35 protein-coding genes and 1 pseudogene are annotated in these 25811 nt (G+C 63.9%); 34 read left to right on the top strand and 2 right to left on the bottom strand.

The window, feature by feature from the left end:
* Nucleotides 1-5 precede the first annotated feature (5 nt).
* The 21 genes from rplD to map all read left to right on the top strand — a co-directional run bounded on the left by rplD (nucleotide 6) and on the right by map (nucleotide 11671).
* A complete protein-coding gene (gene rplD / locus E3O25_RS10225) occupies nucleotides 6-656 on the top strand; it encodes a 50S ribosomal protein L4 (protein WP_092107231.1) in 651 nt (216 codons plus the stop codon).
* The gene (gene rplW / locus E3O25_RS10220) at nucleotides 656-958 is read left to right on the top strand and encodes a 50S ribosomal protein L23 (RefSeq protein WP_092107233.1); all 303 of its coding nucleotides are present in this window, start codon (nucleotides 656-658) and stop codon (nucleotides 956-958) included. The genes rplD and rplW overlap by 1 nt, the downstream gene beginning before the upstream one ends.
* Before the next feature lie 22 nt (nucleotides 959-980).
* Nucleotides 981-1820, top strand: a complete 840-nt coding sequence (gene rplB, locus E3O25_RS10215; RefSeq protein WP_092107235.1) for a 50S ribosomal protein L2 — start codon at nucleotides 981-983, stop codon at nucleotides 1818-1820.
* Nucleotides 1821-1829: 9 nt separating this feature from the next.
* The gene (gene rpsS / locus E3O25_RS10210) at nucleotides 1830-2111 is read left to right on the top strand and encodes a 30S ribosomal protein S19 (RefSeq protein WP_092107237.1); all 282 of its coding nucleotides are present in this window, start codon (nucleotides 1830-1832) and stop codon (nucleotides 2109-2111) included.
* Between the two features lie 26 nt (nucleotides 2112-2137).
* The gene (rplV, locus tag E3O25_RS10205; protein WP_035880249.1) at nucleotides 2138-2503 is read left to right on the top strand and encodes a 50S ribosomal protein L22; all 366 of its coding nucleotides are present in this window, start codon (nucleotides 2138-2140) and stop codon (nucleotides 2501-2503) included.
* Complete coding sequence (rpsC, locus tag E3O25_RS10200) at nucleotides 2503-3273, top strand: 30S ribosomal protein S3 (RefSeq protein ID WP_092107240.1); 771 nt, start codon at nucleotides 2503-2505, stop codon at nucleotides 3271-3273. The genes rplV and rpsC overlap by 1 nt, the downstream gene beginning before the upstream one ends.
* A complete protein-coding gene (rplP, locus tag E3O25_RS10195; protein WP_035880247.1) occupies nucleotides 3273-3692 on the top strand; it encodes a 50S ribosomal protein L16 in 420 nt (139 codons plus the stop codon). Before rpsC ends, rplP begins: the two co-directional genes overlap by 1 nt.
* Nucleotides 3692-4036, top strand: coding sequence for a 50S ribosomal protein L29 (rpmC, locus tag E3O25_RS17760; protein ID WP_092107242.1), 345 nt, complete (start codon nucleotides 3692-3694; stop codon nucleotides 4034-4036). The genes rplP and rpmC overlap by 1 nt, the downstream gene beginning before the upstream one ends.
* A gap of 2 nt (nucleotides 4037-4038) precedes the next feature.
* The gene (rpsQ, locus tag E3O25_RS10185) at nucleotides 4039-4338 is read left to right on the top strand and encodes a 30S ribosomal protein S17 (protein WP_035834619.1); all 300 of its coding nucleotides are present in this window, start codon (nucleotides 4039-4041) and stop codon (nucleotides 4336-4338) included.
* Between the two features lie 34 nt (nucleotides 4339-4372).
* Nucleotides 4373-4741: a 50S ribosomal protein L14 gene (rplN, locus tag E3O25_RS10180; protein WP_035834620.1), complete on the top strand. Its 369-nt coding sequence runs from the start codon at nucleotides 4373-4375 to the stop codon at nucleotides 4739-4741.
* Between the two features lie 2 nt (nucleotides 4742-4743).
* Nucleotides 4744-5103: a 50S ribosomal protein L24 gene (rplX, locus tag E3O25_RS10175; RefSeq protein WP_134361071.1), complete on the top strand. Its 360-nt coding sequence runs from the start codon at nucleotides 4744-4746 to the stop codon at nucleotides 5101-5103.
* Nucleotides 5103-5711, top strand: a complete 609-nt coding sequence (gene rplE / locus E3O25_RS10170) for a 50S ribosomal protein L5 (RefSeq protein ID WP_092107246.1) — start codon at nucleotides 5103-5105, stop codon at nucleotides 5709-5711. The genes rplX and rplE overlap by 1 nt, the downstream gene beginning before the upstream one ends.
* 205 nt (nucleotides 5712-5916) lie before the next feature.
* Nucleotides 5917-6315, top strand: a complete 399-nt coding sequence (rpsH, locus tag E3O25_RS10165; protein ID WP_092107248.1) for a 30S ribosomal protein S8 — start codon at nucleotides 5917-5919, stop codon at nucleotides 6313-6315.
* Nucleotides 6316-6321: 6 nt separating this feature from the next.
* Nucleotides 6322-6858 (top strand): 50S ribosomal protein L6, encoded by a 537-nt coding sequence (rplF, locus tag E3O25_RS10160; protein WP_092107250.1) that lies wholly within the window; start codon nucleotides 6322-6324, stop codon nucleotides 6856-6858.
* 2 nt (nucleotides 6859-6860) lie between these two features.
* Nucleotides 6861-7232: a 50S ribosomal protein L18 gene (gene rplR, locus E3O25_RS10155; protein ID WP_092107252.1), complete on the top strand. Its 372-nt coding sequence runs from the start codon at nucleotides 6861-6863 to the stop codon at nucleotides 7230-7232.
* A complete protein-coding gene (gene rpsE / locus E3O25_RS10150) occupies nucleotides 7229-7936 on the top strand; it encodes a ribosomal protein S5 (RefSeq protein ID WP_369827303.1) in 708 nt (235 codons plus the stop codon). The genes rplR and rpsE overlap by 4 nt, the downstream gene beginning before the upstream one ends.
* A complete protein-coding gene (gene rpmD, locus E3O25_RS10145) occupies nucleotides 7936-8118 on the top strand; it encodes a 50S ribosomal protein L30 (RefSeq protein ID WP_066597599.1) in 183 nt (60 codons plus the stop codon). Before rpsE ends, rpmD begins: the two co-directional genes overlap by 1 nt.
* Complete coding sequence (gene rplO / locus E3O25_RS10140) at nucleotides 8118-8696, top strand: 50S ribosomal protein L15 (protein ID WP_092107254.1); 579 nt, start codon at nucleotides 8118-8120, stop codon at nucleotides 8694-8696. The genes rpmD and rplO overlap by 1 nt, the downstream gene beginning before the upstream one ends.
* Before the next feature lie 126 nt (nucleotides 8697-8822).
* Nucleotides 8823-10145, top strand: coding sequence for a preprotein translocase subunit SecY (gene secY, locus E3O25_RS10135; RefSeq protein WP_092107607.1), 1323 nt, complete (start codon nucleotides 8823-8825; stop codon nucleotides 10143-10145).
* Entirely contained in the window at nucleotides 10142-10738 is a 597-nt protein-coding gene (locus E3O25_RS10130) for an adenylate kinase (protein WP_092107256.1), read from the top strand. Before secY ends, E3O25_RS10130 begins: the two co-directional genes overlap by 4 nt.
* A gap of 150 nt (nucleotides 10739-10888) precedes the next feature.
* The gene (map, locus tag E3O25_RS10125) at nucleotides 10889-11671 is read left to right on the top strand and encodes a type I methionyl aminopeptidase (protein ID WP_092107609.1); all 783 of its coding nucleotides are present in this window, start codon (nucleotides 10889-10891) and stop codon (nucleotides 11669-11671) included.
* 66 nt (nucleotides 11672-11737) lie between these two features.
* Here map and E3O25_RS10120 read toward each other — a convergent pair.
* Nucleotides 11738-13588, bottom strand: a pseudogene (locus tag E3O25_RS10120) (transcription antiterminator); the annotation flags it as partial.
* 163 nt (nucleotides 13589-13751) lie between these two features.
* Here E3O25_RS10120 and E3O25_RS10115 point away from each other — a divergent pair.
* The 12 genes from E3O25_RS10115 to E3O25_RS10060 all read left to right on the top strand — a co-directional run bounded on the left by E3O25_RS10115 (nucleotide 13752) and on the right by E3O25_RS10060 (nucleotide 22791).
* A complete protein-coding gene (locus E3O25_RS10115; protein WP_092107260.1) occupies nucleotides 13752-14120 on the top strand; it encodes a PTS sugar transporter subunit IIB in 369 nt (122 codons plus the stop codon).
* A complete protein-coding gene (locus E3O25_RS10110) occupies nucleotides 14117-15688 on the top strand; it encodes a PTS mannitol transporter subunit IICB (RefSeq protein ID WP_092107262.1) in 1572 nt (523 codons plus the stop codon). The genes E3O25_RS10115 and E3O25_RS10110 overlap by 4 nt, the downstream gene beginning before the upstream one ends.
* A complete protein-coding gene (locus E3O25_RS10105) occupies nucleotides 15685-16125 on the top strand; it encodes a PTS sugar transporter subunit IIA (protein WP_092107264.1) in 441 nt (146 codons plus the stop codon). Before E3O25_RS10110 ends, E3O25_RS10105 begins: the two co-directional genes overlap by 4 nt.
* Nucleotides 16122-17276 (top strand): mannitol-1-phosphate 5-dehydrogenase, encoded by a 1155-nt coding sequence (locus E3O25_RS10100; protein WP_134361070.1) that lies wholly within the window; start codon nucleotides 16122-16124, stop codon nucleotides 17274-17276. Before E3O25_RS10105 ends, E3O25_RS10100 begins: the two co-directional genes overlap by 4 nt.
* A 215-nt stretch (nucleotides 17277-17491) precedes the next feature.
* Complete coding sequence (infA, locus tag E3O25_RS10095; RefSeq protein ID WP_035834638.1) at nucleotides 17492-17713, top strand: translation initiation factor IF-1; 222 nt, start codon at nucleotides 17492-17494, stop codon at nucleotides 17711-17713.
* A 66-nt stretch (nucleotides 17714-17779) separates the two neighbouring features.
* Entirely contained in the window at nucleotides 17780-17893 is a 114-nt protein-coding gene (gene rpmJ, locus E3O25_RS10090) for a 50S ribosomal protein L36 (RefSeq protein WP_035834639.1), read from the top strand.
* Nucleotides 17894-18074: 181 nt separating this feature from the next.
* Complete coding sequence (rpsM, locus tag E3O25_RS10085; protein WP_092107268.1) at nucleotides 18075-18449, top strand: 30S ribosomal protein S13; 375 nt, start codon at nucleotides 18075-18077, stop codon at nucleotides 18447-18449.
* 46 nt (nucleotides 18450-18495) lie between these two features.
* Nucleotides 18496-18894, top strand: a complete 399-nt coding sequence (gene rpsK, locus E3O25_RS10080) for a 30S ribosomal protein S11 (RefSeq protein WP_092107270.1) — start codon at nucleotides 18496-18498, stop codon at nucleotides 18892-18894.
* Nucleotides 18895-19021: 127 nt separating this feature from the next.
* On the top strand, nucleotides 19022-20011 hold the full coding sequence (locus E3O25_RS10075) for a DNA-directed RNA polymerase subunit alpha (RefSeq protein WP_092107272.1): 990 nt from the start codon (nucleotides 19022-19024) through the stop codon (nucleotides 20009-20011).
* Nucleotides 20012-20061: 50 nt separating this feature from the next.
* The gene (gene rplQ / locus E3O25_RS10070) at nucleotides 20062-20589 is read left to right on the top strand and encodes a 50S ribosomal protein L17 (RefSeq protein ID WP_092107274.1); all 528 of its coding nucleotides are present in this window, start codon (nucleotides 20062-20064) and stop codon (nucleotides 20587-20589) included.
* An 81-nt stretch (nucleotides 20590-20670) separates the two neighbouring features.
* Nucleotides 20671-21714, top strand: coding sequence for a GNAT family N-acetyltransferase (locus E3O25_RS10065; protein WP_092107276.1), 1044 nt, complete (start codon nucleotides 20671-20673; stop codon nucleotides 21712-21714).
* Nucleotides 21715-21747: 33 nt separating this feature from the next.
* Nucleotides 21748-22791 (top strand): GNAT family N-acetyltransferase, encoded by a 1044-nt coding sequence (locus E3O25_RS10060; RefSeq protein WP_134361069.1) that lies wholly within the window; start codon nucleotides 21748-21750, stop codon nucleotides 22789-22791.
* Nucleotide 22792: 1 nt separating this feature from the next.
* Here the strand turns inward: E3O25_RS10060 and E3O25_RS10055 are convergent, their stop codons facing one another.
* The gene (locus E3O25_RS10055) at nucleotides 22793-24748 is read right to left on the bottom strand and encodes an acyltransferase family protein (protein WP_134361068.1); all 1956 of its coding nucleotides are present in this window, start codon (nucleotides 24746-24748) and stop codon (nucleotides 22793-22795) included.
* A gap of 92 nt (nucleotides 24749-24840) precedes the next feature.
* Here E3O25_RS10055 and E3O25_RS10050 point away from each other — a divergent pair, with 92 nt between their 5' ends.
* A complete protein-coding gene (locus E3O25_RS10050; protein ID WP_241983937.1) occupies nucleotides 24841-25785 on the top strand; it encodes a tRNA pseudouridine(38-40) synthase TruA in 945 nt (314 codons plus the stop codon).
* The last annotated feature ends 26 nt before the right edge of the window (nucleotides 25786-25811 follow it).

Raw genomic sequence — 25811 nt, 5'->3', positions numbered from 1 at the left:
TCACTATGGCTACAGCACTCGACATCATTGACGCCAAGGGCAAGAAGGCAGGCTCTGCCGAGCTTCCCGACGAGCTCTTCGACGTTCCCGCCAACATCCCCCTCATCCACCAGGTCGTTGTCGCGCAGCTGGCTGCCGCACGCCAGGGAACGAGCAAGGTCAAGCGCCGTGGAGAAGTTTCCGGTGCCGGCCGCAAGCCGTTCAAGCAGAAAGGAACCGGTCGCGCTCGTCAGGGCTCGATCCGTGCTCCCCAGATGACCGGTGGTGGAATCGTCCACGGACCGACCCCGCGCAGCTACGACCAGCGCACCCCGAAAAAGATGATCGCCGCAGCCCTCAAGGGTGCATTGAGCGACCGCGCCCGCGGTGGCCGCCTGCACATCGTCGAGGCACTGTTCACGGCTGAGACCCCCAACACGAAGGTTGCCCTGGAGCTGCTCACGCAGATCGCCACGAGCAAGCACGTGCTGGTCGTTCTCGAGCGTACCGACGAGACCACGTTGCGCAGCATTCGCAACATCCCGACGGTGCACATCCTCTCGTGGGATCAGCTCAACGCCTATGACGTGCTCGTCAGCGACGACATCGTCTTCACCACCGGCGCGTTCAACGCGTTCGTGGAGAGCAAGACCAAGAAGGAAGAGGTGGCCGCATAATGACTATCGCGACCAACAAGGACCCCCGCGACATCATCATCTCTCCGGTTGTCTCTGAGAAGAGCTACGGCCTGATTGACGAGGGTAAGTACACCTTCATCGTTGACCCCCGCTCGAACAAGACGGAGATCAAGCTCGCGATCGAAAAGATCTTCAAGGTGCAGGTCGCTTCGATCAACACCCTGAACCGCGTGGGCAAGACTCGCCGCACCAAGTTCGGCATGGGCAAGCGCAAGGACACCAAGCGTGCCATTGTCACGCTCAAGTCTGGCTCCATCGACATCTTCACGGCCGTCGGCTAAGCGACAGGCAGAGGGATAACTAATGGCTATTCGTAAGTACAAGCCCACGACCCCGGGTCGACGCGGTTCATCCGTTGCCGACTTCGCGGAGATCACACGTTCCACCCCGGAAAAGTCGCTTCTGCGTCCGCTCCACAAGACCGGTGGACGTAACAACCAGGGCCGCATCACGACCCGTCACATCGGTGGTGGACACAAGCGCCAGTACCGCGTGATCGACTTCAAGCGCAACGACAAGGACGGCGTCAACGCCCGCGTCGCTGAAATTGAATACGACCCGAACCGCACGGCGCGCATCGCGCTCCTGCACTTCATCGACGGCACGAAGCGTTACATCATCGCGCCGAACAAGCTCGCACAGGGCGACATCATCGAGTCGGGAGCCGGGGCTGACATCAAGCCCGGCAACAACCTGCCGTTGAAGAACATCCCCACCGGTACCATCATTCACGCGATCGAGCTGCGTCCGGGTGGTGGCGCCAAGATGGCCCGCTCCGCCGGTTCGTCGGTTCGTCTCGTCGCGAAGGAGGGCGTCTACGCCCAGCTTCGTCTGCCGTCTGGTGAAATCCGCAACGTGGATGCTCGCTGCCGCGCGACGATCGGCGAGGTCGGCAACGCCGAGCAGTCGAACATCAACTGGGGCAAGGCCGGACGTATGCGCTGGAAAGGCGTTCGCCCGACCGTTCGTGGTGTTGCCATGAACCCGGTCGATCACCCGCACGGTGGTGGTGAGGGTAAGACGTCCGGTGGACGTCACCCCGTCAGCCCCTGGGGCCAGAAGGAAGGGCGCACCCGCCACCCGAATAAGGAAAGCGACAAGCTCATTGTTCGTCGCCGCACCGTCGGCAAGAAGCGTAAGTAGGAGTAGACGATGCCAAGAAGTCTTAAGAAAGGCCCTTTCGTTGACGACCACCTGCTTCGCAAGGTGTTCGCGGCGAACGAAGCCAAGAGCAAGAACGTAATCAAGACCTGGTCGCGCCGCTCGATGATCATCCCCGACATGCTCGGACACACCATCGCAGTGCACGACGGACGCAAGCACATCCCGGTGTTCGTCACCGAGAGCATGGTCGGCCACAAGCTCGGCGAGTTTGCGCCCACCCGCACCTTCCGTGGACACGTGAAGGACGACAAGAAGGGCCGTCGCCGCTAACGCGGGGACGTGAAGGAGGAGAAGAAATGGTGGAGTCGATCGCACGCGTGCGTCACATCCGCGTTACCCCCCAGAAGGCTCGTCGCGTTGTCAACATGATCCGCGGCAAGCAGGCGCATGAAGCGCTGGGAATTCTGAAGTTCGCGCCGCAGGGCGCGAGCGATCCGGTGTACAAGCTGGTGGCCTCGGCCATCGCCAACGCCCGGGTCAAGGCAGATGCAGCCAACACGTATCTGGACGAGCAGGACCTGTTCATCAGCCGGGCATTCGTTGACGAGGGTACGACCCTCAAGCGTTTCCAGGCTCGTGCCCAGGGTCGCGCATTCGAAATCAAGAAGCGCACCAGCCACATCACGGTTGTGCTCACCACTCCTGAGGAGGGTACGAAGTAATGGGTCAGAAAGTAAATCCCTATGGCTTCCGTCTGGGAATCACCACCGATCACGTATCGCGTTGGTTCTCCGACTCGACCAAGCCGGGTCAGCGCTACGCTGACTTTGTTGCAGAAGACGTCAAGATCCGTCGCCTGCTGAGCACCAGCCTTGACCGTGCCGGCGTCAGCCGCATCGAGATCGAGCGCACTCGTGACCGTGTTCGCGTTGACATTCACACCGCCCGTCCGGGCATTGTGATCGGTCGCCGCGGCGCGGAGGCCGAGCGCATCCGCTCTGACCTTGAGAAGCTCACCGCCAAGCAGATTCAGCTGAACATCCTCGAGGTCAAGAACCCCGAGCAGGATGCCCAGCTGGTCGCGCAGGGTATCGCCGAGCAGCTCTCCGCTCGTGTGGCGTTCCGCCGCGCGATGCGTAAGGGTCTGCAGGGTGCACAGCGCGCCGGCGCCAAGGGTGTTCGCATCCAGGTGTCCGGTCGTCTGGGTGGCGCCGAAATGAGCCGCAGCGAGTTCTACCGCGAAGGCCGTGTGCCCCTGCACACCCTGCGCGCGAACATCGACTACGGCTTCTACGAAGCCAAGACCACCTTCGGCCGTATCGGCGTGAAGGTCTGGATCTACAAGGGCGACATCACCAACAAGGAACTCGCTCGCGAGCAGGCCAACGCTAAGTCGTCCCGCCCCGAGCGTCGTGACGATCGACCGCGCCGTGCACCTCGTGCAGATGCTCCGGCAGCGGCACCGGTCGCAGCAGGAGTTGAGGCTAAATAATGTTGATTCCACGTAGAGTCAAGCACCGCAAGCAGCACCACCCGGGTCGCACCGGCCACGCTACCGGTGGCACCACGGTGTCCTTCGGTGAGTACGGCATCCAGGCGCTGACCCCCGCGTATGTGACCAACCGTCAGATCGAGTCCGCTCGTATCGCCATGACGCGTCACATCAAGCGTGGCGGAAAGGTGTGGATCAACATCTACCCCGACCGCCCGCTGACCAAGAAGCCTGCCGAAACCCGCATGGGTTCCGGTAAGGGTTCGGTCGAGTGGTGGGTTGCCAACGTCAAGCCGGGTCGCGTTCTGTTCGAGCTCAGCGGTGTCACCGACGCCGTTGCGAAAGAGGCGCTGACCCGCGCTATTCACAAGCTGCCCCTCAAGGCACGCATCATCAAGCGCGAGGAGGGCGACGCATAATGGCGATCGGAACCAAGGAGCTCGCCCCAGTCGAGCTCGATACTTTTGACAATGAAAAGCTGTTCGAAGAGCTGAAGAAGGCCAAGGAAGAGCTGTTCAACCTGCGCTTCCAGTCGGCCACCGGTCAGCTCGAGAGCCACGGCCGTCTCCGCGCGGTCAAGCGCGACATCGCTCGCATCTACACGGTCCTCCGTGAGCGCGAGCTGGGCATTCGTGCCACGCCGGTCGCAGCCCCGGCTCCGGCCAAGGCTGAGAAGGCCGACAAGAAGACCAAGAAGGCCAAGGCCGCAGTGGAGTCCACCGACGACGCTGCAGCTGAGACCGTCGAGACGAAGGAGGCCTAGTCATGGCGAAGACTGACGAAACGGTCGTCGCGGGCGAAGCCACCGAGCTCGTACGCGGTTACCGCAAGACGCTGCGTGGTTACGTGACCAGCGACAAGATGAACAAAACCATCATTGTCGTGGTCGAAGACCGCGTGAAGCACCCGTTGTACGGTAAGGTCATCCGCCGTACATCCAAGCTGAAGGCGCACGACGAGGCGAACTCCGCCGGCATCGGCGACCTTGTCCTGATCAGTGAGACCCGTCCGCTCAGCGCTTCCAAGCGCTGGCGCCTGGTCGAGATTCTTGAGAAGGCCAAGTAAGCCTCGCGCTTACTTGACGTAAAGGAGTTATAAAGTGCTTCAGCAAGAATCACGAGTCAAAGTTGCCGACAACACCGGTGCCAAGGAACTCTTGACCATCCGCGTTCTCGGTGGCTCCGGCCGTCGTTACGCCGGCCTGGGCGACGTCATCGTCGCCACGGTCAAGGATGCAATCCCGGGCGGCAACGTCAAGAAGGGTGACATCGTCAAAGCTGTCATCGTTCGCACCAAGAAGGAGACCCGTCGTCCAGACGGCTCCTACATCAAGTTCGATGAGAACGCTGCAGTGATCTTGAAGGCAGACGGTGACCCCCGCGGCACCCGAATCTTCGGACCGGTCGGTCGCGAGCTTCGCGACAAGAAGTTCATGAAGATCATCTCGCTGGCACCGGAGGTTATTTAATCATGGCCAGAATCAAAAAGGGTGACCTCGTTCAGGTCATCAGCGGCCGCAGCCAGGCTCGCGGCGGAGACCGTGGCAAGCAGGGCAAGATCATCTCCGTCGACGTCGAGAAGAACCGTGTCCTCGTTGAGGGCATCAACTTCGTGACCAAGCACGTTCGCGTCGGCCAGACCCAGCGCGGCACCAAGACGGGCGGCATCGAGACCTTCGAAGCCCCCATCCACGTGTCCAACGTTGCGATCGTCGACCCGGAGACCAAGAAGCCGACGCGCGTCGGCTTCCGCCAGGAAGAGGTAATGAAGGACGGCGTCACCAAGACGGTCCGCATTCGTTACGCCAAGAAGTCAGGGAAGGACCTCTAATGACTGACACCGCAGTTGTTGAAGGCACTGAGGGCGTCGCGCCCGTCAAGGCCCTGCCGCGTCTGAAGCAGAAGTACCGCGATGAGATCAGTGCCAAGCTCTCCGAGGAACTCGGCTTCACCAACGTGCACCGCATCCCCACCCTGACGAAGATCGTCGTCAACATGGGTGTCGGCGAAGCAGCACGCGACGGCAAGGTGATGGACGGTGCGGTTTCTGACCTCACCAAGATCACCGGCCAGAAGCCGCAGGTCACCAAGGCCCGCAAGTCCATCGCGCAGTTCAAACTGCGTGAGGGACAGCCCATTGGCGCCCACGTCACACTTCGTGGCGACCGCATGTGGGAGTTCCTGGACCGGCTGCTCAGCCTGGCCCTTCCGCGTATCCGTGACTTCCGCGGTCTGTCCGACAAGCAGTTCGATGGTGCGGGCAACTACACCTTCGGCCTGACCGAGCAGGTCATGTTCCACGAGATCGACCAGGACCGCATCGACCGCGTTCGCGGTATGGACATCACGGTCGTCACGACCGCGAAGACCAACGATGAGGGTCGCGCGCTGCTCAAGGCGCTCGGCTTCCCGTTCAAGTCGGACGACGCTAAGAAGTAGTTCCTCACTACGCAGGAACATTTTCAACTAGAGTTGGGAGCTTGCGCTTGCAGGCTCCCAGCCCCGGTTGGACTCGCTCGCCGAGAAATCGCGGGCGCACAGAGATTTTCACCCCGGAAGCCGATCAACCGATCGGTTTCCTCACCACCACAGGTCGTCATTCGTGTAACGGATGGGCGAAACCAGGCGAGAAAGGCACCACAAAATGACAATGACAGATCCGGTCGCAGACATGCTGACCAGACTGCGCAACGCGAACTCGGCGTACCACGACACCGTGTCGATGCCGCATAGCAAATTGAAAGCGCACATCGCTGACATCCTCAAGGCTCAGGGTTACATCTCCGCCTGGACCGTCAAAGATGCAACAGTAGGCAAGACCCTCACGCTGGACCTCAAGTTCGGTCCGAACCGTGAGCGTTCCATCGTAGGCATCAAGCGGGTCTCCAAGCCCGGCCTGCGCGTGTACGCAAAGTCGACCGAGATCCCCACGGTTCTCGGCGGCCTCGGCGTTGCCATCCTGTCCACCTCCAGCGGTCTGCTCACCGACCGCCAGGCTGAGAAGAAGGGCGTAGGCGGAGAAGTTCTCGCCTACGTGTGGTAACTGAGAATGTCACGTATTGGAAGACTCCCCATCCCGATCCCTGCTGGGGTAACGGTTGTGGCTGACGGCCAGGCCGTCTCCGTCAAGGGCCCGAAGGGCGAGCTCTCGCTCGTCGTTTCCAACCCCATCTCGGTGTCGATCGAGGACGGTCACGTTCTCGTCACCCGTCCGAACGACGAACGCCAGTCGCGTTCGCTGCACGGTCTGACCCGCACCCTGATCAACAACCAGATCATCGGCGTAACCGTTGGTTACTCCAAGGGTCTTGAAATCGTCGGTACCGGTTACCGCGCGGCGCAGAAGGGCACCTCCGTTGAGTTCGCCCTCGGCTTCTCGCACCCGGTCGTCGTCGAGCCGCCCGTCGGCATCGTTCTGACCGTGGAGAGCGTCAACAAGCTCACGGTCAGCGGAATCGACAAGCAGGCCGTCGGCGAGGTTGCCGCCAACATCCGTAAGATTCGCAAGCCAGAGCCCTACAAGGGCAAGGGTGTGCGTTACGCCGGCGAGATTGTTCGCCGCAAGGCCGGAAAGAGCGGTAAGTAACCATGGGACTCGGAACTAGAGGCAAGAGCAAGGCCGCAGCCCGCGGACGTCGACACACACGTCTTCGCAAGAAGATCGAGGGAACGGCGCTTCGCCCGCGCCTCGTTGTCACGCGCTCGGCTCGCCACGTATTCGTGCAGGTCGTCGACGACAGCAAGGGTTTCACCCTTGCGTCGGCATCCACGCTCGAAACGGACTTGCGCACCTTCGATGGTGACAAGACCGCCAAGGCCCGCAAGGTCGGTGAGCTTGTTGCTGAGCGTGCGAAAGCCGCCGGCATCGAAGCCGTTGTATTTGACCGTGGTGGCAGCAAGTACGCAGGACGCGTCGCAGCCATCGCCGAGGGAGCTCGAGAGGGTGGATTGAACCTGTGAGCACTGAAAAGATCGAAACCACAGCACCTGTTGCTGCCGTTGCCGAGGCACCGGTTGAAACCGCTGCTTCCACGACCCCGCCGCAGAACGAGCCCCGCGAGGCTCGTCGTGGTGGACGTGAGCGCAACCCGAACAAGGACCGCGGAAGCCGCGATGCCGACAAGAGCCAGTTCCTGGAGCGCGTCGTCACCATCAACCGCGTGTCGAAGGTCGTCAAGGGTGGTCGTCGCTTCAGCTTCACCGCTCTCGTCGTCGTCGGCGACGGTAACGGCCTGGTTGGCGTTGGATACGGTAAGGCCCGTGAGGTCCCGACCGCTATCTCCAAGGGCGTTGAAGAAGCGAAGAAGAACTTCTTCCGCGTTCCTCGCGTCGGACTGACCATCCCGCACCCCGTGCAGGGTGAAGCTGCAGCCGGTGTCGTTCTGCTTCGTCCGGCAGCAGCAGGTACCGGCGTTATCGCCGGTGGCCCGGTGCGCGCCGTACTCGAATGCGCTGGCATCCACGACGTGCTGAGCAAGTCGCTCGGTTCGTCGAACACCATCAACATCGTGCACGCCACGGTCGAGGCCCTGCACCAGCTCGAAGAGCCGCGTGCGGTTGCGGCTCGCCGTGGCCTCGCCTACGAAGACGTCGCTCCGGCCCGTTTTCTTCGTGCCGACGCTGCTGCAGCTGCAGCGGCCGCAACCGCGAAGGCAGGTGCCTGATGGCCCAGCTGAAGATCACACAGATCAAGTCCAAAATTAGTGAGAAGCAGAACCAGCGCGACACTCTTCGCAGCCTGGGTCTGCGACGCATTGGCGCCGTCACGATCCGCGAGGACAACTCGCAGAACCGTGGCTACGTCAACACCGTCGCTCACCTCGTAAAGGTCGAGGAGATTGACTAATGGCTGACGAGAAGGAAGCTACCCAGGTAGCGGACAAGCCCGCCACGAAGAAGGCTGCTGCCCCCAAAAAGGCCGCAGCACCGAAGAAGGCCGCTGCCCCTGAAAAGGCCGCTGTTGCAGCAGAGCCCACCGAGCCCCGCGAGCACGTGCTGAAGGTACACCACCTTCGCCCGGCTCCCGGAGCGAAGAAGGCCCGCCAGCGCGTTGGCCGTGGTGAAGGATCCAAGGGTAAGACCGCGGGTCGAGGCACCAAGGGAACGAAGGCACGCTACACCGTGCGCGTCGGCTTCGAGGGTGGGCAGATGCCTCTGCACATGCGCACCCCGAAACTGCGTGGATTCAAGAACCCGTTCCGCGTCGAGTACCAGGTTGTCAACCTGGAAAAGCTCGAACTGCTCTACCCGAACGGCGGCGATGTCACCATTGCCAGCCTGATCGCCAAGGGTGCAGTTCGTGACAACGAAAAAGTCAAGGTTCTCGGAACCGGTGAAATTACCGTTAAGCTGAACGTGACGGTCGACAAGGTCTCTGCTTCCGCTGAGCAGAAAATTGTCGCCGCGGGTGGATCTGTAAAGTAAGTCCGTAGACGCTCAATCGAGCTTGTCGAATCCGTCAACGAGTAAATCGTTTGGTGTGATTCGACAAGCTCGATCGCTTTAAGACGACCTGTGCGGGTCGATCTGCGTAAAAATCTGGAGGCCTTTTTGTTTAGCGCCATTGCGCGGATCTTCCGCACACCCGACCTTCGCAAGAAGATCGGCTTCACCCTGGGCATCATTGCTCTGTTCCGTCTGGGCTCGTTCATTCCGGCCCCGTTCGTGGACTTCGGCAACGTGCAACTGTGTCTGGCAGCCAATCAGGGCACGAGTGGCCTCTACGAGCTCGTCAACCTCTTCAGCGGTGGCGCCCTGCTCCAGCTCAGCGTTTTCGCGCTCGGCATCATGCCGTACATCACGGCCTCGATCATCGTGCAGCTGCTGCGCGTGGTCATCCCACACTTCGACACCCTCTATAAGGAGGGTGCCGCCGGTCAGAGCACCCTGACCCAGTACACCCGGTACCTCACCATTGCCCTCGGAATCCTGCAGTCGACCACGCTGATCACGGTGGCTCGCAGCGGCGCGCTGTTCGGCACATCCGCCAGCACCGAATGCACGCAGCTGATCACCAACGACGCCTGGTACGCGATCATGCTCATGGTGATCACCATGACCGCCGGCACCGGCGTCATCATGTGGATGGGTGAGCTCGTCACCGAACGCGGCGTCGGCAACGGCATGTCGCTCATGATCTTCGTCTCGATCGCCGCACTCTTCCCCGGCTCGTTGACCGCGATCGGCCAGCAGCAGGGCTTCGACACACTCATCATCGTGTTGATCGTGGGAGTTCTGGTGGTCGCCGGCGTGGTCTTCGTTGAGCAGTCGCAGCGGCGAATCCCGGTGCAGTACGCCAAACGCATGGTCGGGCGCCGTACCTACGGCGGCAACAACACCTACATACCGATCAAGGTCAACATGGCCGGCGTCATCCCGGTCATCTTCGCCTCCTCGCTGCTCTACCTGCCGGCCCTGCTCGCGCAGTTCAACCAGCCGGCCGCCGGCCAGGAAGCCCCGGCCTGGGTGGTCTGGATCTCACAGAACCTCACCGGTGGCGACCAGCCGCTCTACATGGCCATGTACTTCCTGCTCATCATCGGCTTCACCTACTTCTACGTGGCCATCACGTTCAACCCCGAAGAGGTCGCCGACAACATGAAGAAGTACGGCGGGTTCATTCCCGGCATCCGGGCCGGCCGCCCGACCGCCGAGTACCTCGACTTCGTGTTGACCCGCATCACCCTGCCAGGCTCGATCTACCTGGGCCTGATCGCGCTCATCCCGCTCATCGCTTTCTCGTTGATCGGCGCCGACCAGAACTTCCCGTTCGGCGGCGCGAGCATTCTCATCGTCGTCGGGGTGGGGCTCGAGACGGTCAAGCAGATCGACTCGCAACTGCAACAGCGACACTATGAGGGGCTTCTTAAATGACGCGCTTACTACTGATCGGCCCGCCCGGCGCGGGCAAGGGCACCCAAGCCGAGCGTCTCGCTCTCGCCTTCAACGTTCCGGCCATTTCCACCGGCGACATCTTTCGGTACAACGTGACCAACAACACCCCGCTGGGGCTGGAGGTCAAATCGTTCATGGATGCCGGCGCCTACGTTCCCGACAGCCTCACCAACGCGATCGTCGCCGACCGACTGAAAGAAGCGGATGCCGCCAGCGGCTTTCTGCTCGACGGCTACCCGCGCACGACCGACCAGGTTGCTGAGCTGGACCGTCTCCTTGTCGCCGAGGGCACCCAGCTCGACGTGGTCGTGCTGATCACCGCCGACACCGACGAGGTCGTCGCGCGTCTGCTCAAGCGGGCTGCCGAGCAGGGCCGTGCGGATGACACGGCCGAGGTCATCCGGCACCGTCTCGACGTCTACGCCGAGCAGACCGCCCCGCTCATCGATGTCTACAGCACCCGCGGCGTCGTCGTCACCATCGACGGCCTCGGCGCCGTTGAAGCGGTCACCGACCGCATTCTCGCCGCGCTGGCCGAACGTGGCCTTCGCGCCAGCACCACCACGCTTTAAACCGCTCCACCCTTCGGGCCGGGCCTCACGGCTCGGCCCATCACCATGTGAACAATCATAAAAATATCGCTCCCCTCTTCGGAGCTAGTCTGTGGGAAACCAGTGAGTCTTCGACGTTCCATCTACAAGAACCCGGCCCAGCTTCGCCTCATGGTGGCACCGGGCCTGGCGACCGCGGCATCACTCGTGGCTGCCCGCTCGGCCATGGTCATCGGCGCGACGACCCTCGACCTCGACGCCGCGGCTGAGGCCGCCATCGTCGCGCTCGGCGGCAAGCCCAACTTCAAACTCGAAGAGGGCTACCATCACACCGTGTGCGCGTCGGTCAACGACGACGTCGTGCACGGCATCCCCTCCGATCGCCGCCTCGGTGCCGGAGACATCGTCTCGATCGACAGTGGAGCGATCATCGAGGGCTGGAACGGTGATGCCGCGTTCAGCTACGTGATTCCCGACGCAAGCCGGCCTGAGCTCGTCGCCGAACGCCAGAAACTGTCCGATGTGACCGAACAGTCACTGTGGCACGGCATTGCCCGCCTGCACACCGCCCGTCACCTCAATGAGGTCGGCGAAGCCATCGAAGACTACGTCGAATCTCAGGGCACCTACGGAATCCTCACCGACTATGTCGGTCACGGTATCGGCCGCTCCATGCACGAGGCTCCGCCGGTGTTCAATTACCGTGTGCGTCAGAAGGGCCCCGACGTGAAGCCCGGCCTGGTCGTCGCCATCGAGCCAATGATTGTGCTCGGTTCCATCGACACGTACACCCGCGACGATGACTGGACCGTCGCCACAAGCGACGGTAAGGCCGCCGCGCACTGGGAACACAGCGTTGCGGTGCACAAGGACGGCATCTGGGTGCTCACCGCTGAGGACGGCGGAGCCGCGGGGCTGGCCCAGTTCGGCATCGTGCCCGTTCCCATCCCGTAACTGATCCATCAGATGCACGAGCTCGTCGATGAAGCTCGCGAAGTCGGGGGACCGGTGTACCAGCCGCTGCACGTCTTTGCGATCGGCGAACACCTCGACGAACTGGTCGAACACCACTTGGAATGACGAGCGTCCGGCGGCGCTGAACGCGATCATCGCGACGACCGTGACCCGGTTCTCACCCCAGTCCATCGGCACGTCGTTCAGCACGATCGCGATGGACGTGCGCAGAGCGGTCATCTCCATAGCGTGGGGCACCGCGAGATTGTCGGTGAACGCGGTCGACGACATCCGTTCACGGGCGAGGGCGCCGTCGACGTAGGCCTGGGTGATGATGCCGTGCTCGCGCATCCGCTCGCCGAGGGCGCGAATCATGGCCGCGGCGTCGCCGGGATAGAAGTTGCGCAGAAACAGACCCGCGTCGAAGAAGCGCAGCAATTCGTCTTTGATCAGGGTAAGGCGTCCGCTGCGGCGCATCCGGCTGACGAACTGGCGAATGTTGCTCACGTCGACCTCGGTTAGGAACGGATGGATCACGAGCGCCCCGTCGACTGGACGGGGCGGCTCGATCGTGGTCAGCACGAGCGGTGCATCGAGCCGTTCCCAGTCCACGTCAGCGCGCGTGATGACGCCGACGACGTCGAGGTCGGTGCCAAGCGTGCCCTCGATACGGCCCCGCAGTACCGCCTGCAGATCGTAGTAATTCGGGCAGACCAGCACCGTGCGCACCGGCTGCTCCTGCCGTTGCTGCTGCTCGAGGTGGGCGCCGACGTGCATCGCGATGTAGGCGATCTCGTCGTCGTTGATCAGGATCTGCTCGTGCCGCTGCAGTTCGCTCGCGATGTAGACAGCGAGTTCATAGGTCATCGGATACGACGTCTTCATCGAGCGCGCGAGCGGGTTGCGCGAGAACGAACTCTGTCCGGCCCGGTCGATGAGGTTGCGCACGTGCAGGGTGAGGCGGGCGATGAAATCCTCGTCGGTCAGATCGACGAGATACTCAGCGCTGGCCCTGGCCACGATGCGGCGCACGACCGCGAGATCCTCAGGGCGTGCGAAAGCGGATGCCGTCGCGCGCGCCGGCAGGTCGTGTCCCGGCGCGAGCACCCGGGTGCGCAGAAGTACGGCGAGGTAGTCGAGCTCGGCCGCCTCGAGCGCAACGTCGAAGTGCGTGGTGATGAGGCCGGCCAGGGTCCTCGCCAGTTCCTGCCGAGCGCCGGCCGGCGGGGGACCGGCCGGCGGGGTCGGGGACGCTGCAGGCCTCAGTTTGCGGGCCCGGTCGACGGCGATGGTGAGGTGCAGCAGCACACCGTCAGTGCCGAACTCGTTGATGAAATAGCCCGAGGTGGCGAGGTGGGCGAGCAGGTCGGTTTTGAAGGCGCCCAGTTGATGGGAGTCGAACTCGCGCGAGATCGCGGCAAGCTCGAGGACCCCCCGCTTGCTCTCCTCCCGGAACATGCGCCCGAGCAACCGCCGACGATCAGTCTCCGAGCCAGCCAGCCCCACGATGCTGCCGTGCCGGGTCACCTCCAATCCCGACCCGGGCAACAGCGCGCGCAGCCGCACCAGGTCGGCCTCAATGGTGGAGTCACTCACGAACAGGTCCGCAGCCAGGGCGTAGAGGTCGAGCCCGCCGGTGCCTTCGAAACCCATGCTGTCGGTGAGTCGCCGCACGAGCTGGTACACCCGGTTCTGCGGTGAATCCGTCGTCTCCGGGGGCGGAGTCTGCGCGAACGTGGCGTACGCGGTGCGGTTCAGACGGTATCCGAACGGTCCGGACTCGATCACGGCGAGCGGATGCGCCGCCGCCTTCACGTTGGTGACGTAACTGCGCACACTGCGCCGCGTGACCCCGAGCGCATCGGCGAGTTCACCGGCCGTGACCCAGGCAGGCGTGCGCACCAGGTAATCCAGCATTCTCGCCTGCTTGTCGGCCATGATCGCACCCCGTGTCCGTCTGTTCCGCGACCATTGTGCCCACCATTCGGGCCCCAGGGGCCCTTTCCGGGGGTGCGGAAATTCTGATCTTGGAGTAATTCTCAACAATTTGACAGGATCGCAAGCGTCGGAAGGCGAATCGATGAAGATTCTGGTGGTGTGCGGAGCTGGTGCGTCGAGCACGTTCGTGGCGCTTCGCCTGCGACGCAGCGCCACCCTGCGCGGCCTCACCGCCTCGGTGACCGCCATCACCGAAGCGGACCTGCTCGTGCGCCTCGCCGCCGCCGTCGCCCACACCCCGGTCGATGTCGTACTGGTCGGCCCGCACCTCGCGCCCGCCTTTCCGGCCATCGCTCAGCAATGCGCCGAACACGGAGCGCTGGCTCGACTCCTGCCCACCACGATCTTCACCGACCGAGACGGTGAGACCGCACTCGACCTGATCCTCGCGGCGATGGGCCAACCCGAACAACCCAGCCAGACAACAACGACAAGAGAGGTCTTGAAATGACGACGACATCAGCCGACCCGCAGCGCCCAGGTACACGCGTGCACGTGCAGCGCTTCGGCACCTTTTTGAGCGGCATGGTCATGCCGAACATCCCCGCGTTCATTGCCTGGGGACTCATCACCGCCCTGTTCATCTCGACCGGCTGGCTGCCCAACGGCATCCTCGGCGGTTTCGGTGATGCCGACGCCATCGGCTGGCAGGGCGCCGCCACCGCACTGGCCGCCAACGAAGACGGCTCGACCTTCCCGCAATATGTCGGCCTGGTCGGCCCGATGATCACCTACCTGCTGCCCCTGCTGATCGCCAACACCGGCGGTCGCATGGTCTACGACACCCGCGGCGGCGTCATCGCCACGATCGCCACTATGGGTGTCATCGTCGGTAGCCAGATCCCGATGTTCATCGGCGCCATGATCGTCGGCCCGCTCGCCGCCTGGCTGCTCAAAAAGGTCGACTCCATCTGGGACGGCAAGATCAAGCCCGGCTTCGAGATGCTCATCGACAACTTCTCGGCCGGCATTCTCGGCGCGCTGCTCGCGATCGGGGCCTTCTTCGGAATCGCGCCGGTGGTGACCTGGCTGAGCAGCATGCTCGAGGCCGGGGTGGACTGGCTGATCAACGCCGGCCTGCTGCCGCTCGCGAGCATCCTGATCGAACCGGGCAAGGTGCTGTTCCTCAACAACGCCATCAATCACGGCGTGCTCACCCCGCTCGGGGTGCAGCAGGTCGAAGAGAGCGGCAAGTCGCTGCTGTTTCTGCTCGAGGCCAACCCCGGCCCCGGCCTCGGCATTCTGCTGGCGTACACGTTCTTCGGACTCGGCATCGCCAAGGCGAGCGCCCCCGGCGCCATCATCATCCAGTTCCTCGGCGGCATTCACGAGATCTATTTCCCCTACGTGCTGATGAAGCCCCTCCTCATCCTCGCTGCGATCGGCGGCGGCATGACCGGCGTCGCCGTCAACGTGGCGTTCCAGACCGGGCTGCGTGCTCCAGCCTCACCCGGCAGTATCTTCGCGGTGCTGTTCCAGACCGCCCCCGACAGCTATTTCGGGGTGATTCTCTCGGTGGCCGCCGCCGCCGGGGTGTCGTTCCTGATCGCGGCCGTCATTCTGCGGGCCAGCCGCAAGCGTGACCTCGCGGCCGGCAGCACCGGCGACCTCGGTGCCGCCGTCGCGCAAACCGAGGCCTACAAGGGCAAGTCCAGTTCGGTGCTCGGCGGTCTCGCCGGCCAAGCGGATGCCGCCCCCGCGCCGGTCGGTGCCGGTCGCCCGCTGCACAACATCGTGTTCGCCTGCGATGCCGGTATGGGGTCGAGCGCCATGGGCGCCTCCGTGCTGCGCAACAAGATGAAGAAGGCCGGCATCGAGGGCGTCACCGTCGTGAACAAGTCCATCGCCAACCTCGACGGGTCCGCCGACCTGGTCATCACCCACCAGGACCTCACCGACCGGGCACGGAGCAAGTCACCCAACTCGGTGCACGTCTCGGTCGAGAACTTCATGAACAGCCCCCGGTATGACGAGGTGGTCGAGCTGATCAAGTCGAACGACAACGAGGTGACCCGGTGACGCAGAACATCCTCGCGCGCAGCAACGTGGTGGCCGAAGGCACGGCCACCACCAGGGACGAGGCCATTCGCGAAGCCGGAGCCCTGCTGGTGGACTCCGGCGCGGTGCGGCCCGACTACATCGACTCCATGTTCGAGCGGGAAGCCTCGGTCAGCACCTACATGGGCAATCTCCTCGCTATTCCGCACGGCACGAACGAGGCCAAGGAGTCGATCCTGCGCTCCTCGCTCTCGCTCGTGCGTTACCCGCAGCCGATCGACTGGAACGGCAAACCGGTGCGGTTCGCCGTCGGCATCGCCGGACTGAACAACGAACACCTCGAGATTCTCTCCAAGGTTGCCATCGTGTTCTCCGACACCGACGAGGTGCAGAAGCTCCTCGACGCCGGGTCGGCCGACGAGATCTTTCAGCTGCTCGAGGAGGTCAACGAAGCATGAAAGCCATCCACTTCGGCGCGGGCAATATCGGGCGGGGATTCGTGGGACTGCTGCTGCACGAGGCCGGCTACGAGGTTGTCTTCGCCGACGTGAACGCGGCGTTGATCGACGCGCTGCAGTCGGCCCCGCGCTACCGGGTGTTCGAGGTCGGCGGCGAGTCGAGCGTGCACGTCGTCGACAGCTTTCGGGCGATCAACAGCGACACGCAATCCGACCAACTCGCCACTGAGATCGCCACGGCCGATATCGTCACCACTGCGGTCGGACCGAATATTCTCAAATTCATCGCTCCGGCCATCGCAGCCGGGTTGGTACGACGGCGGGCGACACTACCGCCGTTGCCGGTGATCGCCTGCGAGAACGCCATCAACGCCACCGACCGGCTGGCCGAACACGTGCTGTCCCACGTGCTTTCGGCCGACCGGGACGCCGTCACCGCCCGGGTGGTGTTCGCCAACACCGCCGTCGACCGCATCGTGCCGGGGCAATCCCCGGATGCCGGCATTGATGTGACCGTGGAGACCTTCGCCGAGTGGGTGATCGAGCGCGGCGGCTTTGCCGGCGCGGTGCCCGACATCGCCGGGGCGACCTTCGTCGACAACCTCGAGCCGTTCATCGAACGCAAGCTGTTCACCGTCAACACCGGGCATGCGACCATCGCGTACTTCGGTCACCTGGCCGGAGCGGCCACAATCAGCGAGGCGCTCGAGCTGTCGGTTGTGCGGGATGCCGCGCGCCGGGTACTCGAGGAGACCTCCGCGCTGCTCGTAGCCAAGCACGGCCTCGACTCGCACGCCCAACGGGCCTACCGGGAGAAGATCCTGACCCGGTTCGAGAACCCGGCCCTGCAGGACACCGTCGTACGGGTGGGTCGGGAGCCGATGCGTAAACTCAGCCGCTTTGAACGGTTCATCGGGCCCGCGGCGGAGCTCGCCGAGGGCGGGACCAATCCGGTCGCCCTGCTCGAAGCCATTCGCGCGGCCTTCCGGTTCGACGTCCCCGGTGATTCGCAGAGCGTCGAACTGCAGCGGATGCTGGCGGGGGAAGCCGCGCCGCGGATTACCGAGGTCGTCTGCGGGCTCGACGGGGGGCATCCGCTCTTCGAAGCGGTCACCCGCGAAATCGCCGCGGCGCAGCGGGTGCGCCACTGAACGAACCCACAGCCGCTCTCCCGGCGCCCCCGACTCCTGCGGCCAAGCCTGCTTGCGCCAAGTCGGGGGCGCTTGCGCCGGCAATTATAGGACTGAATTGCCAAAAGGCAATCTCATACCATAAGATTGATCCTTGGTGTCTGGTGTCGTCTTTCGTGGCGTGTCTGGCATCAATCCCGCATGACCAGCAATCAATACAGAGCGACAGTGAGGGTATGGCCAAAAAAGACGGTGTCATCGAAATCGAGGGCGCAGTAGTCGAAGCTCTGCCCAACGCGATGTTTCGCGTTGAGCTGTCAAACGGCCACCGAGTTCTTGCCCACATCTCGGGCAAGATGCGCCAGCACTACATCCGCATCCTCCCGGAGGACCGCGTGATCGTAGAGCTGAGCCCGTACGACCTGACCCGTGGCCGGATCGTCTACCGCTACAAGTAACGACTGCTGTAAGTAACGGCCCTCGGCATCCCGAGGGTACGAAGACAGCGAAAACAAGGAATCACCATGAAGGTCAAGCCCAGCGTCAAGAAGATCTGTGACAAGTGCAAGGTCATCCGCCGTAACGGCAACGTGATGGTCATCTGTGAGAACCCCCGTCACAAGCAGCGCCAGGGTTAAGTCTCTTTTTCTTCGAGACTGCGCTGCACAACACTGCGCTGCACAACACTGCGCTGCACAACACTGCGCTGCACAACTAAATATTGAATAGCAGTTCCGGGAGCCCGTCACGGGTGACACCATCGGTTGGAGGCCGGTGTACAGGAGCTGCTACAGACCTCCATCACTAACAGGAGACACAATGGCACGTCTAGCCGGCGTCGACATCCCGCGCGATAAGCGCGTGGAAGTTGCATTGACTTACATTTACGGTGTTGGCCGTACGAGGGCCCTCAAGACCCTCGCCGACACTGGAATCGACGGAAACATCCGCGTCAAGGATTTGAGCGACGACCAGCTCGTCCTTCTCCGCGACTACGTCGAGGGTTCCTTCAAGGTTGAGGGTGACCTCCGCCGTGAGGTTGCCGCTGACATCCGCCGCAAGGTTGAAATTGGCAGCTACGAGGGCATTCGCCACCGCAAGGGCCTGCCCGTTCGCGGTCAGCGCACCAAGACCAACGCTCGCACCCGCAAGGGCCCGAAGCGCACCGTAGCCGGCAAGAAGAAGGCGCGCTAGGCCCTCGGCCTAGCCCGCTAACGCCTTTAGGATTCAGGAGAAATTCATGGCACAACCCAAGTCGGCCGTACGGAAGCCGCGTAAGAAAGAAAAGAAGAACGTTGCTGTGGGCCAGGCCCACATCAAGAGCACCTTCAACAACACGATCGTGTCGATCACCGACACGACCGGTGCTGTCATCAGCTGGGCCTCGTCGGGCCAGGTTGGTTTCAAGGGTTCGCGCAAGTCGACTCCCTTCGCCGCACAGCTGGCCGCCGAGTCGGCCGCCCGCCAGGCGCAGGAACACGGAATGAAGAAGGTTGACGTCTTCGTCAAGGGACCCGGCTCAGGCCGCGAGACCGCGATCCGTTCACTGCAGGCCGCCGGCCTCGAGGTCGGTTCGATCAACGACGTAACCCCCCAGGCTCACAACGGATGCCGCCCGCCGAAGCGCCGCCGCGTCTAAAGCACTCGCTGTCATCTCGACGGGCTCTGTCTCGCACTGAGCCCGTCGGGACTCTTTTCTTTCACCTTTTCACTCTCTCGTCATTGCAAGTGTCATATAGCGGACACTTAGCCGAAAGGAATCAACAGTGCTTATTGCACAGCGTCCAACGCTCACCGAAGAGAACATCTCGGAGTTCCGTTCACGGTTCATCATTGAGCCCCTCGAACCCGGCTTCGGCTACACCCTCGGCAACTCGCTTCGCCGTACCCTGCTCTCCTCGATCCCGGGCGCTGCTGTAACCAGCATCCGTATCGATGGCGTGCTGCACGAGTTCAGCACCGTTCCCGGGGTGAAGGAAGATGTCACCGAGATCATCCTGAACATCAAGGGCCTCGTCGTCTCGAGCGAGCACGACGAGCCCATCACCGCGTACCTGCGCAAGCAGGGTGCCGGCCAGGTTACCGCCGCTGACATTTCGGCTCCGGCTGGCGTCGAGGTGCACAACCCGGAACTGGTCATCGCAACCCTCAACGACAAGGCGAAGTTCGAACTCGAACTGACCATTGAGCGTGGCCGTGGTTACGTGTCCAGCACCCAGAACCGCAACGAGTTCTCCGAGGCCGGCCAGATTCCGGTCGACTCGATCTACTCGCCCGTGCTCAAGGTGACCTACCGTGTCGAGGCAACTCGTGCCGGTGAGCGCACCGACTTCGACCGCCTCGTCGTTGACGTGGAGACCAAGTCGGCTATCTCGCCCCGCGACGCCATCGCATCCTCTGGTCGCACCCTGACCGAGCTGTTCGGCCTGGCCCGCGAGCTCAACACCGCCGCTGAGGGCATCGAGATCGGCCCCGCGCCGGTTGACGCCGTGCTCTCGACCGAGCTTTCGATTCCGATCGAAGACCTCGACCTGTCGGTGCGCTCGTACAACTGCCTCAAGCGCGAAGGCATCAACAACGTCAGCGAACTGGTCGCCCTCTCGGAGACCCAGCTGATGAACATCCGCAACTTCGGGCAGAAGTCGGTTGACGAAGTGAAGGACAAGCTCGTTGAGCTCGGCCTGTCCCTGAAGGATTCGGTTCCCGGATTCGACGGCGCGCACTTCTACAGCGGCTACGAAGAAGAGACCATCTAAGGCTCGCGCTTCAACGCTGCCTTTCGATTTTTTGATACTGGAGATTACCCATGCCTAAGCCCACAAAGGGCCCCCGTCTCGGTGGCGGCCCGGCGCACGAGCGCCTCATGCTTGCGAACCTGGCCGCGGCCCTGTTCACCCACAAGTCGATCAAGACGACCGAGACCCGTGCCAAGCGCCTGCGTCCGCTCGCCGAGCGCATGGTGCAGTTCGCCAAGCGCGGCGACCTGCACGCCCGTCGTCGCGTTCTCGCGACGATCACCGACAAGACCGTCGTGCACGAGTTGTTCACGGTCATCGCCCCGCAGGTCAACGAGCGTCAGGGCGGCTACACCCGCATCACGAAGCTCGGTTTCCGCAAGGGTGACAACGCCTCCATGGTGCAGATGGAGCTCGTTCTCGAGCCCCTGACCCCCAAGGTCAAGCGCTCCAAGACCGCGACCGTTGCCGCGACCCCCGTCGGGTCCGAGAACGTCGTGGTCGAAGACGTCGTCGCTGACGATGTTGTCGTCGAAGAGACCGTTGTCGCCGACGATGCAGCCGTCGACGACGCTGCAGTCGAGGCCGACAAGAAGTAGCACCACCACCGAGGGGGGAGCCAACGAGAGTTGGCTCCCCCCTTTTTGCATGCCGCTTTCGGGGGAAGATAGGGTGTGAAGATGGGTGATTTCGAGACTTCGTTGGCAGAACGCGTGGGGGATGCCCAGGTTCCGGTGGTTCCGCAGCATCCGGACGTCGCCGAGTGGCGGCCGGCCACCGAGGGCGACATTGACGGCATCTGGCAGCTGCGCCAATTCATGGGCCAGGTCGACCACCCGAACTACCTCACGGCGCGCGGCGCGATCGCCGCCGACTTCGGCTACTCACACTTTCACCCCGAACTTGACTCGCTCGTGGGTCTTGATGCAACCGGCCGCATCGTGGCGGTGGGCATGGTCATGTTCCCGCCGCGCCAGGTGAGCCTCGTGCGTTCGCTGCCGATCGGTGGAGTGCACCCGCTACTGCGCGGTCGGGGCATCGGGCGCCAGCTCCTGGCCTGGCAGCTGGGCCGGGCGAAGCAGCAGCTCGCTTCCTCGGCCAAGGCCCTGCCCGGCTGGATCCTGACCTATGCCGACGAACGTTCCCCGCAGAACGCCAGCCTGTTCGAGCACGCCGGCCTCGGCCTCGCCCGCTACTTCCTCACCCTGGAACGACCGCTGGATGCGCCGGTGCGCGTCGTCGACGCGGCCGCCGGCATCCGCATCGCCGGGTTCACCGCCGCGGCGTCGGCCGAGGTTCACGCCACCCGCGACGAAGCCTTCATGGACCACTGGGGCAGCCAGCCGATGAGTGACGAGAACTGGAACGCCTTCGTCGGCGGAAAATGGTTTCGTCCCGACCTCTCGTTCGTGGCCTACGGCACCGACGAGTCCGGCACCGAGCGCGTCGTCGGCTTCGTGCTGTCGACGGCGAACGAAAACGTCTGGGCCACCCAGGGTTTCACCGGCAGCTACATCGACCTGGTCGGTGTTTTGAGCGGATGGCGCGGCCGCCATATCGCCCAGTCCCTTTTGGCCGCCCAGCTCGCTGCCGGGCAGGCGCTCGGGCATGAGCGGGTGACCCTCGCGGTCGACTCGGCGAGCCCGACCGGAGCCCTCGGCCTCTACACCGGGATGGGTTTTGTGCCCACCCACAAGAAGATGGCATACACGCTGGAGTTCTAGCCCGAATCGGGGCCGCGTAGATAGGGTGAAAGCATGACCGATGCCACGAGTCCACTCTCGGAACGTGTGACCATGCCCGCCGCACTGCCCGTGCCGGAGCATCCCGACATTGCCGTGTGGCGCCCGGCGACGGTCGACGATATCGACGCCATCTGGCAGCTTGAGAAGTCGATCGGTCAGGCCGACCACCCCAACTACGTTCTCGAACGGGACGAAATCGCCGAGATCTTCGATTTCTCGTTCGTTGATGTAACGACTGACACTCTCGTCGCAGAGGCCGTTGACGGCCACCTCGTCGCCAACGGGCTCGTCGTGCTCTCGCCGGGGCAGGTGACCCTGGTGAAATCCAACCTGGATGGCGGCGTCCTGCCGACGATGCGAGGCCGGGGCATCGGTCGCGAGCTGCTGAACTGGCAGGTCGCCCGGGCCACGCAGCAATTGGCGACTTCAGACAAACGTCTTCCCGGCTGGATCGCCACGTCGTGCGACGAGCGCGCACCGCAGAATGGTCGCCTGTATGAACGCTTCGGTCTGGTCTGCACCCGCTATTTTCTGTCCCTCGACCGCATCCTCGCCGACCCCATTCGCGAATTCACGCTGGCCGACGGCATCCGCCTGGCACCCTATGAGTCGAAACTCTCGCCGGTCGTACACGCAGCGCGCAACGAGGTCTTCATGGACCATTGGTCCAGCCAGCCGATTCCCGACGAAACCTGGAACGCCTACGTCACCGGTTCGACGTTCGTTGAGGAGCTCTCGTTTGTGGCCTTCGGCATCGAGCCGGACGGCAGTGAGCACGTCGTGGGCTTCATCATGTCGAGTGTCAACGAGGAGGACTGGGCCGCCGCCGGGTACCGCAGCAGCTACATCGGCCTCGTCGGCGTGCTGAGGGGATGGCGCGGCCGTCATATCGCGCAGGCCCTGCTGGCCGCGCAGCTGGACGCGAGCCGTGCGGCCGGGCACGAGCGGGCGACCCTCGATGTGGACTCGGCGAGCCCGACCGGCGCGCTCGACCTGTACACCGGCATGGGCTTCTTCGCCAGCAACCGGGAGCTCGCCTACGTGCGCGAGTTCTGAGTCACCGGTACGGCGGCGGGCGGGGCGCGTCGGGGTCGCGCAACAACCAGCTGGTGTCGGGCAGCGGCGGCACCGCCGCGAGACGGTCGAGCGCCGCTCCCACTTCGTCGGCATAGAGCTGCCCGCCGGTCGGCCCCGGATGCACGTGGTCGCCGGCCAGAAGATCAAGCCGGCCCGCGATGGCATCGTGCCAGTTGGCCAGTTCGATGCGACGATTGCCGGCGGCGAAATCAGCAAGAGTGGCATTGACGCCGTCAGTCCAGTCCCGCTCGGCGTAGGCATTGACCAGCACGAGCTTTCGGTCCGGTCCCAAAATGCGCAGAATCACGGTGAGTTCGTCGTCGGTGATCGGTCCGTTGGTCCCGAGCCCGACGACCACAACGGGATGCAACTGACCCGCAGCCTCCAACGCCCGCAAGATGTCATCTGCGGAATACATCCCCCGCGAGACCGAAGCGTCCACGGTCATTCCCGAAAAGGTGGCCTGCAATTCGGGGGCCGAGGCCAGCATCACCGAGTCGCCGATGGCCGTGATCGGACCCTCGGTCAGGGCGGGCTGGGCCGTGGCCTGACGGGCGGCCTCGGCGGCGGCAGCCTGCGTGGCGGCGCGCGCCGCAGCATCCATTGCCCGTTGGCCGCGTTCGATGCGCAATTGCGCCGAGGTCTGCGCCGGCGCCGCAACGACGGCGGCTGTCGTGCCGCCGACCAGCAGCAGCGACAGCGCGGCCGTGGCGGCGACCAGACGGCGACGACGGGTCGGGCCGGTCCAGAGCTCCCCGACCCGACGGATGCTGCCGCGCACGCCGACCCGCCGGATCGGCATTTCCAGCCAGCGGTAGGAGATACCCGCGAACACCAGGGTGATGGCGGTGGCGAGGAGCCCGATCGGCAGCAGACCGCCGGACGGAGACGATGCCGGCCAGAGCAGCTGCACCAGTACGAGCGCTGGCCAGTGCCACAGGTAGATTCCGTAGGAGCGTTCGCCGAGGTAACGCAGCGGGGCCGCATCGAGAAGGTGCCCGAACCGGCCGCCGCGCACCCCCGCCCAGATGGCGACAGCGGTGGCGAGGCTCACCGCCACGAGGCCGCCCCGATAGGTGGCCGTGCCGTCCTCCGGCAGCCAGAACGCAAACCCGATGATCGCGAGAATGGCGCCGCCGCCGAGCCACGGGCGCAAGCGCGGCAATTCGTTGCGGTGCCCACTCGGGCGGCGCAACAACAGGGCCAGGGCGGCACCGGCGAACAACCCGAAACTGTGCGTGTCCGAGCCGTAGTACACCCGGGTCGGGTCGGCGCCGGGCTGGTAGAGCAGGCCCATCCACAGGGCAGAAGCGATGAACAGGCCGGTGACGACGGCCAGGCGCACGTGGGGGCGGCGAAGCAGCAGCACGGCCAGCAACAGCAGCGGCCAAACCAGATAGAACTGCTCTTCCACAGCGAGCGACCACAGATTGCGCAGCAGCTCGGGCTCGTTGACGCTGAAATAGCTGGCGTCAGTGGCGATCGACACCCAGTTGTAGCCGAAGGTCGTGGCTCCGAGCAGCTGGGCGCCGAGCCCCACCAGCACATCGCCGCCGATGAGAAAAGCGATGCTGCAGCTGATCAGAATGACCGGAATGAGCGGGGGCACCAGCCGGCGGGCGCGTCGTTGCCAGAATCGGCCCAGCGAGATGCGCCCGGATCGGGTGTGCTCGGAGACGAGCAGTCCGGTGATCAGAAATCCGCTGATCACGAAGAAAACGTCGACGCCGATGAAGCCGCCCGGAAGGACTGCCGGGAAAAAATGGTAGAGCACGACGGCAATGACCGCGAGGGCGCGCAGGCCGTCGAGCCCGGCCAGACGATTGCTGCGCGGGGCGTTCATCGGCCCCGGCACCGAGGTGTTCGCCGGGGCGATCAGGGCGGTCGTTGACCGAGTCCTCCCGGTAAACGGGAACGACAGCGGGGAACGGGTCATGGGCAACACGAGGTTTCTTTGGCACACACAAGGGGGGTGCGCCAGGGGCCGGTTTCAACGATAACCCGCGCGTGCCACCTAGGCTTACCCTCGTGAATCTTTTTGTGCCCCGCGCCGCGAATGCAGCGCTGGGCTCCACGCGCATCCGCCTCGACCTCGCCTACGACGGCACCGATTTCACCGGTTGGGCCCGCCAGCCGGGCTTTCGCACCGTGCAGGCCGACATCGAAAACGGGCTCGCCGGCATTCTGCAGAGCTTTCCCCCGCACCCCACCCTGATCGTCGCCGGCCGAACGGATGCCGGGGTGCACGCCCGCGGGCAGGTGGCCCATTTCGACCTCACCGCCGAGCAGGCGCACTCCCTCGTGCGCATTCAACGCGGCACCGGAAACCGTCCCCCGGTCGACCTCGGTACCGCGGTGCTGCGCCGCCTCGGCGGCATCCTGGTGACCAAACCCGACGTCGTGCTGCGCCGGGCCACGGTCGTTCCCGGCGGCTTCGACGCCCGGTTCTCGGCCCTGTGGCGTCGCTACGAATACCGCATCGCCGACCCGCTCGCCCTGCACGACCCGCAGCAGCGGCTGCGCACCACGTGGCATCCGTTCAGACTGGATCTCGAAGCCATGGATGCCGCAGCGGCCACCCTGGTGGGCCTGCACGACTTCGCCGCCTACTGCAAGCCACGCCCGGGAGCGACGACCATCCGCACCGTGCAGCAATTTCGCTGGACCCGCGACGATGACGGCCTGCTCATTGCCACCATCACAGCGGATGCCTTCTGCCACAGCATGGTGCGCGCCATGGTCGGTGCCTGCGTTGCCGTGGGGGAGGGGCGTCTCGATGGCAGCACCCTCGCCCACCTGCACTTCGACAAGCACCGCATCAGCGAGTTCAAGGTGATGCAGGCGCACGGCCTCACCCTCATCGACGTCGGCTATCCCGACGATGCGTCCCTGGCGCAGCGCGCAGTGGACACCCGCAACCGGCGCTCGCTGCCGGCCGTCGCCGAGGTTGCGTCGATGCTGGCTTCCGACTAGTGTTGACCCTTGGTGTCTGTGCGTTG

The sequence above is a fragment of the Cryobacterium sp. TMT1-3 genome, assembly GCF_004402315.1.
Taxonomy (GTDB): domain Bacteria; phylum Actinomycetota; class Actinomycetes; order Actinomycetales; family Microbacteriaceae; genus Cryobacterium; species Cryobacterium luteum.
Note: the sequence above shows the minus strand (reverse complement) of the source record. Positions and strands in the feature narration are given on the sequence as shown.